This window comes from Pseudoduganella umbonata (genome assembly GCF_014192225.1).
In the GTDB taxonomy this organism is placed as follows: Bacteria; Pseudomonadota; Gammaproteobacteria; order Burkholderiales; family Burkholderiaceae_D; genus Rugamonas; species Rugamonas umbonata.
In genome coordinates this window covers 632741-646075 of record NZ_JACHXS010000001.1, presented here as the reverse complement: position 1 = coordinate 646075, position 13335 = coordinate 632741, and the positions used below count along the sequence as shown (strand labels likewise).

10 protein-coding genes and 1 pseudogene are annotated in these 13335 nt (G+C 65.6%); 4 read left to right on the top strand and 7 right to left on the bottom strand.

Annotated elements, in window-relative coordinates; all coding sequences use genetic code 11:
- Positions 1–7 precede the first annotated feature (7 nt).
- The 5 genes from FHS02_RS02645 to FHS02_RS02625 form a co-directional block, all read right to left on the bottom strand.
- A complete protein-coding gene (locus FHS02_RS02645; RefSeq protein WP_137312672.1) occupies positions 8–325 on the bottom strand; it encodes a DUF3325 family protein in 318 nt (105 codons plus the stop codon).
- Complete coding sequence (locus tag FHS02_RS02640; protein ID WP_137312671.1) at positions 318–1997, bottom strand: PepSY-associated TM helix domain-containing protein; 1680 nt, start codon at positions 1995–1997, stop codon at positions 318–320. Before FHS02_RS02640 ends, FHS02_RS02645 begins: the two co-directional genes overlap by 8 nt.
- Before the next feature lie 12 nt (positions 1998–2009).
- Positions 2010–2306, bottom strand: a complete 297-nt coding sequence (locus FHS02_RS02635; RefSeq protein ID WP_137312670.1) for an iron uptake protein — start codon at positions 2304–2306, stop codon at positions 2010–2012.
- A gap of 266 nt (positions 2307–2572) precedes the next feature.
- Positions 2573–5170 (bottom strand): TonB-dependent receptor, encoded by a 2598-nt coding sequence (locus FHS02_RS02630; protein WP_229422527.1) that lies wholly within the window; start codon positions 5168–5170, stop codon positions 2573–2575.
- A gap of 458 nt (positions 5171–5628) precedes the next feature.
- On the bottom strand, positions 5629–6681 hold the full coding sequence (locus tag FHS02_RS02625; RefSeq protein WP_137312668.1) for a DNA-binding protein: 1053 nt from the start codon (positions 6679–6681) through the stop codon (positions 5629–5631).
- Positions 6682–6917: 236 nt separating this feature from the next.
- On the opposite strand from FHS02_RS02625, the pseudogene FHS02_RS31355 reads away from it, so the two are divergent.
- The 3 genes and pseudogenes from FHS02_RS31355 to FHS02_RS02615 all read left to right on the top strand — a co-directional run.
- A pseudogene (locus FHS02_RS31355) lies at positions 6918–7301 on the top strand (TonB-dependent receptor plug domain-containing protein); the annotation flags it as partial.
- A gap of 976 nt (positions 7302–8277) precedes the next feature.
- The gene (locus FHS02_RS31350; RefSeq protein ID WP_229422756.1) at positions 8278–9039 is read left to right on the top strand and encodes a TonB-dependent receptor domain-containing protein; all 762 of its coding nucleotides are present in this window, start codon (positions 8278–8280) and stop codon (positions 9037–9039) included.
- A 146-nt stretch (positions 9040–9185) separates the two neighbouring features.
- Positions 9186–10217 (top strand): pentapeptide repeat-containing protein, encoded by a 1032-nt coding sequence (locus tag FHS02_RS02615; RefSeq protein ID WP_137312667.1) that lies wholly within the window; start codon positions 9186–9188, stop codon positions 10215–10217.
- Positions 10218–10298: 81 nt separating this feature from the next.
- On the opposite strand, the gene FHS02_RS02610 is transcribed toward FHS02_RS02615, so the two are convergent.
- Entirely contained in the window at positions 10299–11015 is a 717-nt protein-coding gene (locus FHS02_RS02610; RefSeq protein WP_137312666.1) for an SDR family oxidoreductase, read from the bottom strand.
- A 199-nt stretch (positions 11016–11214) separates the two neighbouring features.
- On the bottom strand, positions 11215–11730 hold the full coding sequence (locus FHS02_RS02605) for a chemotaxis protein CheD (protein WP_137312665.1): 516 nt from the start codon (positions 11728–11730) through the stop codon (positions 11215–11217).
- Between the two features lie 202 nt (positions 11731–11932).
- On the opposite strand from FHS02_RS02605, the gene FHS02_RS02600 reads away from it, so the two are divergent.
- Entirely contained in the window at positions 11933–13321 is a 1389-nt protein-coding gene (locus FHS02_RS02600; RefSeq protein ID WP_137317269.1) for a circularly permuted type 2 ATP-grasp protein, read from the top strand.
- The last annotated feature ends 14 nt before the right edge of the window (positions 13322–13335 follow it).

Genomic DNA, 13335 nt, shown 5'->3' with positions numbered 1-13335 from the left:
CCAAGCGTCAGCGGCCGGCCCAGAAGACCAGGACTGCCAGGATACGAGCACGCCAGGTCAGCGTGAATGCCACCGCCAGCGCGGCGGCGGCAAGCGCCATCAGCCACACCAGCACCGCGATCGAGGCCGAATCGGCCAGCAGGCACAGGACGAGCGCCGTTGCCAGCGCGGCCGTGCCGAGTCCACGCAGCTGGCGCGCCAATGCCGCCGGCTGGGGTACCGCTCCCCTCACCTGTGCCCAATGGGTTTCCATCGACAACGCAAACCAGCCCATTCCTGCAAGGCTGGCGATGAGGGCCGCCAGCAACATCAGTGCGTCACGCATGGCCGGCCTCCATCGCCACAGCATTGGCCGCCGCGGGCATTTCGGCACGGCGCCGCAGCCGGCGTGCCGCCAGGAACGCCAGGCCGGCACCCGCCAGCATGAACAGGTCGGCACCGGCCACCGGCCAGTAGCCGGCACCCACCGTGCGCAGCAGATGGTCGCCGGTGGTGATCCAGTTCAGCAGCGGCGCCGCAATGCCGAGCACGGCAATCGCCAGGCACTGTTCACGCCAGGCCGGCGCCAGGCGGCCGGCGGCCACCGGTGCGGTACGCCACACCGCATGCGCCATCGCCAGGACCCAGGCGCCCCAGAAGCAGTACTTCTCCATATCGCCGCGCCACGGCCAGCCGGCCGGCATCGCATCCGGCAGCAAGCGGTTGGCGATCAGCATGCCGAGCGCCGCGATCATCATGCCGGTGACGGTGGTGACGGCCAGCGCGTCGACGATGCGGGCGCCGGCGCTGCCCTGCTTCGCGTGCTGGCGCTTGCGCTTCTCGACAAAGAACAGGAAACCGGTCGCGATACAGGCACAGCCGGCCAGTCCGCCCAGCACGTACAGCCAGCGCAGCAGCCAGTGCCGGAAATGCTGCAGGTGCAGGCCGGTCAGGAATTCGTTGATGCGCGCAACCACCGTGGGCGGCGGGTCCTCGCGCAGCAGTTCGCCGGTAGATGCCTTGAAATGGATGCCTTCCCCGGTCAGAGCGATGCGGTCGGTACCGGCGCGGTAGACCGACACATAGCCATTGGCGTCGCCGGGGAACTGCACGGCCAGGAAGCCGACGTCGCCGGCCATCCCCTTCGCGGCCCAGCGGCGCTGCGCCTCGGCGACCATCGCATCCACCGGCGCCAACGGCGCGGCAACCCCGGCGCGTGCGTACGGCAGCCCGGTTTCCAGTGCCTCGACCTGCTCGTGCTTGTCATGCAGCGCTGCAAGCTGGGTGTGGGTGACCGGGAAATAAATCCCGGCAAAGATGACCAGGCCCGTGAAGGCAAAGAAGAAATGGAACGGCAGCGCTACCACGCCGGTCAGGTTGTGCAGGTCCAGCATGCTGCGCTGGGTGCTTTTGTTCGGCCGGAACGTGAACAGTTCGCGGAACAGCTTGCGGTGCATGATGACGCCAGTGACCAGCGCCACCAGCATCATCAGTGCGGCGAAGCCGACGATCCAGTATCCCAGGCTCTTCCATTCGACCGTCAGGCTGTAGTGCAGCGGATAGAAGAAGCCGCTGCCGATCTTCAGCCGGTCGTCCGGCAACGCGGTGCCGGTGCGCGGGTCGACGGTGCGCAGCGCGAAGATCTGGGTTTCCTTTTCCTTCGCATTCGGCACTTCATAGCCGACGAACAGGCCCAGCACGGGATCGCGGTGCGTCGTGTACGCGCCCATCCGGGCCACGGTATCGAAGCGTTCGGGCAGCGGACCGTTGACCTGGTCGCGCATCGCCGCACGGGCATCCTCGAGCGGCTGCATGTCCTCGAACACGGGACGCAGCAGCTTGTCGAACGACGGCATCGGCTGCGGCTCGAAGCGCGTCGCGGGCATTGCCCAGCGGTCGATCTCGCGGTCGAATACCGACAGCGCGCCGAAGAAGAACACGACCATCAGCACGAAGCCGAGGAACAGGCCGAACCACGTGTGCAGCCAGGCCATCGCCAGGCGGAAATTCTGGAACATGTTAAGCCTCGCTCAGACGAGTTGTTGTTGCAGCAGCGTCGCCGCGCCCGCCAGCAGCGCGCCGCCGCCGGCCAGCACCAGCCAGACCCGCGGCAGGCTGCGCGCCGCGAAAGCCAGCAGGAACGCCACCAGGAACACCAGCAGGCCGACGATATACGACAGGTGCTCGGCATCGTGGAATTCCATGCCCGCGGCAAACAGCAGGGCCGTGCCGAACGCGATCACGCCCCAGCTGAAGGCATAGCCGCCGAGTACTGCAGCGGCCGTGCGGGAGACGATGTGAAAACGGGATGAGGTCAGTGCGGCCATGGCGGTATCGGGTACGTTGGAAAGGTTCGATCCCTGCGCGAGATGCCGCGGCACAAGCAGGGATGAGAACTATAATGAGAACTATTCGCATTTTAGCAGCCGTTTCCGCGCAGGCCAACCATGATGCCGGGATATTTACGGGAACTTGCACGCACTAGGGGTTGCGCAAAAGCGGTGCACAAAAAAAGCGCGCTGCCGGCCAAAGCCGGACAGCGCGCTTCATCGACCGCCCCTCCGGGCGGCGCGTCAAACGGGATACCTGCCGATTACAGCTTCCAGCGCAGCGTCAGGCCGATCACGCGGTCGTAACGGCGCACGTCACGCGGGTTGCTGGCGATGCCGTGGTAATCGTTGTACGTCCGGTCGTTCAGGTTCTCGACGTCCAGCGTGATGCCCATGTTCTCGTTGATCTTGTACGAGATCGATGCATCCACCGTCTCAATCGGATCGACGATCAGGTCGATCGGGCCGATCGGCGCCGCGATCGCGCGGTAGTTGAACGTGTCGACGAACCGGCTGCGATAGTTATAGGCCAGGCGGCCGGACCATGGACCGCGCTCATACAAGCCGACGATGTTGTAGGCGTTCTTCGACATGCCCTGGAACGGCGCTTCCTTGCCGTTGTCCAGGAAGTGACCCTTCATGTACGTGTAGTTCGCCTCCATGCCGAAACCACCCAGCCAGCCCGGCAGGAAATCGTAGAACTGGCGGTAGCCGATCTCGATGCCTTCCAGCTGCCCTTCGTTGACGTTGCGCGGGCGGTCCATGCGGTACTGCTTGCCATCGAACGTTTCCATCGCCAGCGAGCGGATGATGTAGTTCTCGAACTTGTGCTTGAACACCGTCGCGGTCAGGCTGCCGGTCGGCGCGAAGTACCATTCCAGCGCTACGTCGGCATTCTTGCCGGTGACCGGCTTCAAGTCCGGATTGCCGCCATTGCCGCCGTAGATGCCCAGGCCGTCCGGAGTCGCGCCCAGCGAAATGCCCGGGTTGAAGTCGCCAAAGGCCGGGCGCTGGATGGTCTTGCCGGCGTTGATGCGGCCGATCAGCGTGTCGGTCAGGTTGGCTTTCAGCGTCAGGTTCGGCAGCACGTCGGTGTCGGAGGACTTCTTGTTCACCGCCACCGGCTGGTTGTTGATGTTCGAGAAGCCATTGACGTCCAGCTTGGTCTTGACGACGCGCACGCCCACCGTGCCTTCGACCGGCACCGGCCCGGCGTTGAAGCCGAAGCGGGTCTTGCCGTACAGGGCACTGGTGTCTTCGTTGTTGGTGTACAGCGAGAACGGATCCGGCGCCGTCCGGCCGTCACGACCGTACAGCTTGCGCACGGCATCGATGTTGCGGTGCTGGTAGTCGCCGCAGACGGTCAGCCACTGGTTCATGCCGTAGTCGTTCGAGAACCGCTGCGACGGGCAGGTCAGGCCAGGCAGCGAGCTGACGGCGGGCAGGCCCGGCACCGCCGGCAGGAAGTTCAGGCTTTCATGCTGGTAGCGTGCGCTGCGCTTGGCGATACGCACGCCGGCGCTGAACTCGCGGAAGAAGCCTTCCTCGCCATTGTTGTAGGTCGCGTCCGCGCGCCAGTCCTTCGATTGGCCGCCCGAGGCCTGCCAATTGTCGATGAAGTTGTGCAGCGTGTAGTTGTTCGGGTCCAGCATGTTGTAGCCGGGGTAGTCGAACCGCGCGCCACCGTCGACATAGGTCTGGCCGACGATCGTGGTCGGATGCGCCAGCATCTCCATGATCGGCATGTCCTGCTTCCAGCGGGCGGTGGTGCGGACGAACTCGGTCGATACGCGCAGGTCCGGCGTGACGCTCCACTTGGCGCCGATCGCGCCCTGGTGCGTTTCCGAATCGTCGCGCGGCGTCTGGTTCGAGCTCAGCGCAAACGGGCTGCCGGACGACGTGACCGTGTCGACCTGGTTGGTACCGGGGAATACGGTGTATTGCGTCGCCGGGCCCCAGCCCAGGTTACCGAGGAAGAATTGGCTTTCGCGGTCGTGATCGATGCGGGTCGACCAGCCTTCCGCGTACAGTTCCACATTGCGCGCCGGCTTGAACTGGAATGCCCAGTTGGCGGAGTAGCGTTCGCGCACGCCGATCGTGCTCGAGTGTCCCAGGTCGACCGGGCCGGTGACCGCGGGATTCGGCTTGCTGGTGTTGTTGGTCACCGTATTGTCCGGCGGCGAGTTCCAGGTCACTTCATCGAAATAGTGGCCCTTCTGGTACGACACGCCGAACAGGGCGCCGAATTCGCCCAGGTCATTCTTCCAGCGGTTCGAGATCATGCCGGACACTTGCGGATCGGTGGTGTCGGCCTTGTCGCGGTTTTCAGCGCGGCCGGTCAGGCTGGCGGAAAAGCCCTTGAAGTCGAACGGACGCGCGGTACGCACGTCGATCACGCCGGCGGTGCCGCCTTCGACCATCTCGGCGCCTTGCGTCTTGTAGACGTCGACGCGCTGCAGCATCGTGGTCGGGATGTCCGCCAGGTGCAGGTTGCGGTTGGTGGACGTGTAGACTTCGCGGCCGTTCAGCAGCGTCGTCAGGCCCGGCAGGCCGCGAATGATCACATCGCTGGCTTCGCCGCCTGCGCGGCGGATCTGCACGCCGGTGACGCGGCCAAGGATCTCGGCGACGTTCTTGTCCGGGAACTTGCCCGCTTCTTCCGCAACGATCGAATCGATTACTTCGTCGGAGTTCTTCTTGATCGTTTGCGCACTTTGCGCGGCGCGGCGCACGCCGGTGACGACGACCGCAACCGGTGCGGAAGTGGCCTGCGCTTCCGCGACGGCCTGGGCATTCTGCGCCCATACGGAGGCGCTGCTGAGGATGCCGGCGCCCGCCAGCACGGCGACCGTCAGCTTCATTTTCATCTGATGCGATGGGGGAGTTTGACCGAACAAAGTCGATGTCATGTAGATCTCCTGATCGTTATAGTTTTTGTCAAAGACGTGTGCTACCACTGTCAACTTGATGCTGCGAGCCAATAGTAGGGACCACACCGACACCGATCCAATGACTTTTTTAGGGTATTCGATATCGTATTTGATATCGCATGGCAGATTGCTAAAATTCTTTTGGACAATTCTTATTTCTCCAAGAAATCCTTTGACTGCGCCGCGCCGATCTTTCGTATTGATTTGAAAGGATTTAATTTCATTTACGGCGGTGCGAAGCGATCGGCAATTGCGCAAGCAATGCTCAGGTTTCGATCATTCACGGTCTCCGATGTTGCCGCCAGAGAACTCCTTGCAGCACTGCCGTGTAGCGCCCGATTTGTACCAATCGCGCCACACATAGTTACTAGCGGTGTGAAGGGCAAAACTCAGTCGGCCTGCAGCCGGGTGTGTGGCCTGGCCGGCACGGGACGGTCCCCGGCATGTCGCAGGGCGGCCTCCAGTGCCACGGCACGACCCGTGGCTGCGGCGGCTTCCGCCTGCGCGGTCGCCAGTGCATGCCGCGCGGCCGCCAGCTCATCGAGCGCGCGGTCGCGTTCGGCTGATGCGGCGGCGGCGCCGCCGTCCAGCACGCCGATACGCTGATACAGCTCGGTAAGCCGGGCTTGTGCTTCGCGCAGCTCGACGCGATGACGTTCGGCGGCGCCCGAGGCGGCGGCGCGTTCGGCGTCGAGCGCTTGCTGCAGGCGGTCCGCGTTGGCACGTTCGCGCTCCAGCGCCTGCGCCGCGTGCCGACGGGCCGCGTCGGCAGCGTCGCGCTCGGCCTGCAATTGCACGCGCACTTTGTCGAGCGTGGCGGCGTGATCTCGCTCGACAGTCTTGAACCAGGCATGCTGCTCGTTGAGTTCCTTGCGCGCGTCGTCGATCCGCTGGCGCAGTTTGGCGTTCAGAGCTTCGCTGGCGGCGAACTGGTGGCGCAGCGTCGCAACGTCCTCGCGCGCCGCGGCCGACACCGCACGCTCCGTCGCCAATTCGACTTCCAGTGCAGCGATGCGCGCCGCCGCCGCCTCCTCCGCCTGGCCGGCCGCAGCGATCCGCGCCTCGGCTTCCTCGCGCAGCACAGCCAGCGATGCGCCGGCAGCTTCCTGCGCCTGCCGCCACATCGCCGCCAGCAACTCACCCGCGCCCGTGCGCAGGCTGTCAGGCAGGTCCGGCCCTTCGATGGTTACCCGGCTGCGTTCACGCAACTGGCTCCAGAATCTGGCCAGCGCGTCAGCCGGTGCCGACATGCTGCCCTTGCGTACCAGCTGGTAGAGCCGGTTCGCCGTTGGCGTCATGCCATAGCGAAAGAACATGACCGCGCACACCTCGCCGTACAGCTCCTGCGTGCTGGCACAACGGGCACGCAAGGCTTCTATATCGTCCAGCAGCAATTCTTCAGCGGATCTGGCAGCGGTTTTGTCGGCAATCGGAAGGGTCATGGTACATAATCTGGTTAGTAATACAACGTATTATGTTGCATTTCTGATGCATCCGCCAATCCTTTGCTGTAAAAGAAACGATGAGTCAAACGCTACACCGGGTGCCAGCACACAAGAAGCAAGTAAAACGTAAAATGTAATCATTTATTACATTACCGATATCAATCTGCGATTTGCTGTTGCTTTCAAGAACGGTTATTATTTCCGGCTTTTACTTTTTTACAGGAGCCATTGGCATGGTCCACCCGCATCCGATTCCGCACGCCTTGGCGCTGGCATGCCTTGCGCTGGGGCAGCTGCCGGTGCGGGCCGAGGAAACGCCGCTGGCCGAAGTCGTCGTGACGGCGACGCGCAATGCGAAATCGGTCGACCGGATTCCTGGCGCGGTGACCGTGGTGGCGCAGCGGGAACTGGAAACGCAGTATCTGCTGGCGGACGATCCATCCGCCGCACTCGCCACGTACATTCCGGGTTACGCCCCCAGCCGGCAAAAGATTTCGTCCACGGGCGAATCGCTGCGCGGACGCATGCCGCTGATCCTTCTCGACGGCGTTCCGCAGTCCAATCCACTGCGCGCCGGCATGCGCGAAGGATATTTCGCCGATACGGCGATCATCGAGCGGATCGAAGTCATCGCTGGCGCTTCCGCCATGCAAGGCATGGGCGCCACGGGCGGGATCATCAACTACATCACGAAGACGCCGCGCCAGCCTGGCACCGCGTTTGCCGTGCACGCCAGGGCGGCCACCGGGTTCCGCGACGATAACGTGGACTGGAAGACGGGTTTTTCGGTGACGCACAAGTCCGCCGCGTTCGACCTGTTCGGCTATGCCAGCGTGCAGCGGCGCGGCATGGCCTATGACGGCAGCGGCCGTCGAATCGGCATCGATGCTTTGCAAGGCGACACGCTGGACGCCGGCGGCCACGACCTGTTCCTCAAGCTGGGGCGTGACGTAGGCGAACAGCGCGTGCAGTTGACCGTCAACCGCTTCAATTTCCGGGGGGAGCTCGATTACCGCACCGTGCCCGCCGATTTCGCGAAAGGCATCCCCACGTCCTCCACGCCGGGGCGCCCGCCTGGCAACCCGGCTCGCAACGACGTGCGTACCGCCAGCCTCGATTACCGCCACGGCGCCCTGCTGGGCGGCACTTTTGCTGCGCAGGTATTCAGTCAGGATTTCACGGCCTTGTATGGCGGCAGCAATACGATCACGTTCCAGGACGCCCGCCTGGCCCCGGTCGGCATGCTGTTTGACCAGTCCGAGATCAACGCCGCCAAGCATGGCGCCAAGCTGACATGGGTGCGACCCGGCCTGCTGCTGCCGGGGCTCGAGGCCACGCTGGGCATCGATCACCTGCGCGACCGCAGCGGCCAGCGCATGGCGTTGACGAACCGCACGTGGGTGCCGACCCTCGACTTCACCTCGACCGCACCATTTTTGCAGCTGGAATACGAGGCCGGCCCGGTCACGGTACGCGGCGGCGTGCGCCACGAATCCGCCAGGCTCGACGTCGACTCGTACACGACGCTGTGGTCGTACGGCGGCGTCCAGGTGGGGGGGCGGCAAGCGCTCCTTCGACAAGGCGGTCAAGAACATCGGCGCGGTCTGGCGCTTCGCCCCTGCCTGGTCGGCATTCGTGTCGTCGTCGGAAGGCTTTGGCCTGCCCGACGTCGGCGTGGTGCTGCGCGGCGTCAACCGTCCCGGCCAGTCGGTCGACGGCCTGTTCTCACTGCAGCCGGTGATTACCCGCAACCAGGAAATCGGCATCAACTGGCGCGGCGCGCGGGGCAGCGCGGGCGCGTCGTTCTACGACTCGCGCTCCAAGCTGGGTACCGTCATGCGGATCAATTCCGAAGGCCTCGGCGTACTGGATCGCGTGCCGACGACCGTGCGCGGCTGGGAAGTATCCGCCGAGTTCCGCCCCACCACGACCCTTTCGGCGTTCGGCACCTATGCCCGGACGATGGGCCGGACCGCCGCCGCTGCCGGTGCGCCGATGGACCTGGCACTGGGCGCCCGCTCGCAGGGCCCGGACAAGCTGGTACTGGGAGCCAACTGGCAGCCGCTGCCGCGTACGCAGTTGCGGTTGCAGGCCACGCGCCTGGCGGATCGCGACATCAACATCGGCCGCACGGCCGGCCCGATCAACCTGGAAGAGCACTTCGACGGCTACACGCTGGCCGACCTGGCGGGCACCTGGGACACCGACTGGGGCCGTTTCGGCCTCGGCATCGAGAACCTGGCCGACCGCCAATACATCGGCTACTACCCGCAATCGGTCAACTTCAAGGACCCGCTGTCCTACTTCGCCGGCCGCGGCCGGACGTTCTCGGTTAGCTATACGCGCAGCTTTTGACTCGTCGCCGCTGCAAAGTTCCCCGGAATCGTTTGCGTTTTATCAAAACTATTGCATCTCGCTGAGCCAGGGGTTTAATCGGCCGCGATCACAGGTCCATAATCGGTCTCGTGGGTACCCGGTGTACCCGACGCTGGAGACCGGCAATGAAGATCTTTTCGTCAGCAACATGGGACAAGCTGCGCCGCCCTGCCCTTCGCCGCCCGCCTGCGGCCCATGTGCCCGCCGCTGCGCACTTGCGCGAGCTGCTGGCTGCCGGCGCGCCCATGGCCGGCCGCGACTTCTCCGGAGCTGACCTGCGCGGCGTGGTGCTCGATGGCGCCGACCTGTCCGGCGCGGTGCTGGAGCGGGCCGACCTGCGCGGTGCCAGCCTGCGCGGCGCGCAGCTGCGCCACGCCTTGCTCACCGGCGTATCGCTCGACGATGCGGATTGCTCGGGAGCCCTTTTCGACGGTGCCTGCCTCGATGGCAGCCGGGCCGGGCATGCGCGACTGTGCGGCGCCTCGCTGCGCGGCGTACGGGCCAACGATGCGTGCTGGCCCGGCGCCGACCTGAGCGACGCGCTGCTCGATGAATTCGTGGCCGTCGGCATCACGCTGACCCATGCGGTGCTGGACCGCAGCAGGGCCAGGTCGATGGTGCTGCTCGATGCGCGCGGCGAGGCCAGCCGCTGGCGCGGCGCGCGGTGGGACAAGGTGCTGGCGTTGCGGGCGCACTTGCCGCATGCCGATTTTCGCCAGGCCCGCTTGCGCGGCTGCGCCCTCAGCGGCGCGGAACTGGCGGGCAGCACCTGGCAGTACGCCGAACTCGACGGCCTCCAGGCGGCAGCCGGCACCGACTGGCAGGGGGCGCTGCTGCGGGGCACCCGCGCGGTCGACTGCAACTTCCACGGCGCGCGGCTGGCCGGCGCCGACCTGTCGGGCGGGCGCTTCGTGCGCGCCGATTTCGGCACCTGCGACCTGTCCGCCACCCTGCTCGACAATGCGCATTTCCCGTTCTGCTGCCTGATCGGCGCGCGCCTGCACCGGGCGCGCGCCAGTGGTGCCGACTTTGCCCGCAGCATATGCCGCCGCGGCGATTTTGCCGGCGCGGCCGTCGATGGCGCGCGGTTTGCCTGGCCCGGCATGGCTGGAGCCGACCTGGCACTGGTGACCGGGCTCGCCGCCAGCGCCCCCTGAACCAGCCAGGAAACCTGGTCCGGCAAGCCAGCCCCTCAGACCTTATCCCAGGTAGTCATCCCGTAACCTCAGCCCGGGACCTCAGCCGATCTCGCGCAAATCCACCAGCGGCGTGGTGCCGAAGTCCCTGCCTGTCGCATACTCGACCAGTTGCGCTCCGGCAGTACCGGGATCGGCCAGCGCACCGTCCTGCTTGAGCGCGATGAAACGCCCGATGGCGGGAAAGTCATGTTCCGGCGTGGCGCGGATGTCCGCCTGCATGGCCGTGTCGATGACGCCGGGTGCAATGCTGGCGATCGCCAGGCCCGGCAGCGCGTCGAGGGCGACGGCGCGTGCGTGCATGTCCAGCGCCGCCTTGGTCGCACAATAGATACTCCAGCCGCTGTATGGCGCCCTGCCCGCGCCGCTGGAGACATGGGCGACGCGGCGGTCGGGACAATCGCGGGTGGCCGCCACGAAGGCGTCCGTCAGCACCAGCGCTGCCGTGACATTCACCGACACTGCCAGCGCCAGCCGTGCACTGCCTTGCGTGCCGGGCGCACCGACCGGCTGCACGACGCCGGCGTTATTCACCAGCAGCGCGCTGCTCGCACCCGCGAGGAAGGCGGCCAGTTCGCCGCCCTCCAGCCAGGCCTGCAGTGCAGCCGCATCGGCCAGGTCGAGCGCGACCTCGTGCACGCCGGCCAGTGCCGGATTGCCATGGCGCGCGATGCCCATCACTTGCGCGCCGCGCGCCAGCAGTGCGCGGGCGATCCCTTCCCCCAGCCCTCGGCTGTGTCCGGTGACGATGGCTTTCATATGTTCCTCCCTGCCAGGCAAAAACCGCCATTGTAGCCATTGTCTGTTTGACTTTCCGGGCATGGCAGCGACCAGGTGGCCATGCCGGCACATGCCCTGCATCGGGGCCGGCAACTGGTCGCGGTCCGCGCCGAACGGCACCCCGAGCACCGTGTCGTATGCAAATACCTGGAAGGATAGCGGTGTGCCGCCCGCGCGCTCAACCGGCTGCGAGGCGCCGCGTTTCGTAGGTCAGCGCGGCGCAGTTCAGCGTGATGCGCGATCCGTGGCTACCGCCGAGGAACTGGTGGACGACCCGCAGGCCATGGAGCGCCATCGCGCGTTCGAAGGCGGCGATGTTGCGCTCGCCGACGCGCATCGGCGACTGGCCGCGCTCGAACAGGCTGGCGCCTCCCGCCACGACGACCTCGAGCTCCGCGTAGTCCGCGGGCCGCGCACCGAGGCCGCGCAACAGCGCCGGCACGGCATTGCTGACGTAGCGGACATCGAGGCCGGTGTCGCCGGCAGGCGCCTCCCCCAGCAGGCAGTGCGCCAGCGCGCAGCGCTTCTTGCGGCGCCAGATGATGCCGATGCCCACGCAGGAACCCAGCAGCGCCGTCAATACCATGTCGCCCATGCCGACCGCGAACGCGCCCGCCCACACGTGCCGGACGTCGGCCTGCGGGGAGCGTGGAGCGGTGCCGGGCGCGGCCGGCTGCGGAACGGTGAAGGACATGCGAACCCAATCTTGAAGTTGTCAGGAAAAACAGGCGCCGGACGTTGATTGGGTCGGCACGTAATGATGCACTGAGGAAACTGACCTGTAAAGGGTTTTCATGCCGGGAGCGCACATTCTCAATCGTGCATGAACTTGGCACGGCGATTGCATAAAATCCCATATTCGCGGGAGGAAAACCAACGTGCACTTCTACAATGAAATGACGGGGCCGGACGGTGTCCGGCCCCATTACCGGGAATTCGACAGCTGGCTGGCCCGGCAGACACCCGAAGCGCTCGAGCGCAAGCGCATCGAGGCGGACCTGACGTTCCGCCGTGTCGGCATCACGTTTGCGGTGTACGGCGACGATGCCGGCACCGAGCGGCTGATACCGTTCGATGCGATTCCCCGCATCATTCCGGCGGCCGAGTGGGCGCATCTGCACCGTGGCCTGGTCCAGCGCGTGCAGGCGCTGAACATGTTCATCCACGACATCTACCATGACCAGCACATCATCCGTGCCGGCGTGGTACCGGCCGAGCAAATCTACCGCAATGCGCAGTACCGGCCCGAAATGCAGGGCATCAGCGTGGCCTCCGACATTTACGCCCACGTTGCCGGCGTCGACATCGTGCGCGCGGGGCAAGGCGAATTCTACGTGCTCGAAGATAACCTGCGGGTGCCGTCCGGCGTGTCGTACATGCTGGAAGACCGCAAGATGATGATGCGGCTGTACCCGGAACTGTTCGCGCGGCACCGGGTCGCCCCGGTCGACCATTACCCCGACCTGCTGCTGGACAACCTGCGCTCGGTGGCGCCGGTCGGCGCGGCGGATCCCACGGTGGTCGTGATGACGCCGGGGATGTACAACTCGGCGTATTTCGAGCATGCCTTCCTGGCCCAGCAGATGGGCGTCGAACTGGTCGAAGGCAAGGATCTGTTCGTCAACGACAATGCCGTCTACATGCGCACCACGCGCGGCCCGCAGCGCGTCGACGTGATCTACCGCCGGCTGGACGACGACTTCCTCGATCCGCTGGCGTTCCGCGCCGACTCGGCGCTCGGCGTCCCGGGCTTGCTGTCGGTGTATCGCGCCGGGCGGGTGACGCTGGCCAACGCGATCGGCACCGGCGTGGCCGATGACAAGTCGATCTATCCGTATGTGCCCGACATGATCCGCTTTTACCTGTCCGAGCAGCCGGTGCTGAACAACGTGCCGACCTACCAGTGCCGGAAGAGCGAGGATCTCCAGTACACGCTGTCGAACCTGCCGGACCTGGTGGTGAAGGAGGTGCACGGCGCCGGTGGCTACGGCATGCTGGTCGGTCCCGCTTCGACCAAGGCGCAGATCGAGGATTTTCGCGCCCGCCTGCTGGCACGGCCGGACGGCTACATCGCGCAGCCGACGCTGGCCCTGTCGAACTGCCCTACTTTCGTCGCTTCGGGCGTGGCGCCGCGCCACATCGACCTGCGCCCGTTCGTCCTGTCCGGCAAGACCACCTCGATCGTGCCCGGCGGATTGACTCGCGTCGCGCTGAAGGAGGGTTCGCTGGTCGTCAACTCCTCGCAAGGTGGCGGCACGAAGGATACCTGGGTACTGGAAAACTGATGAAAAGGGGAACA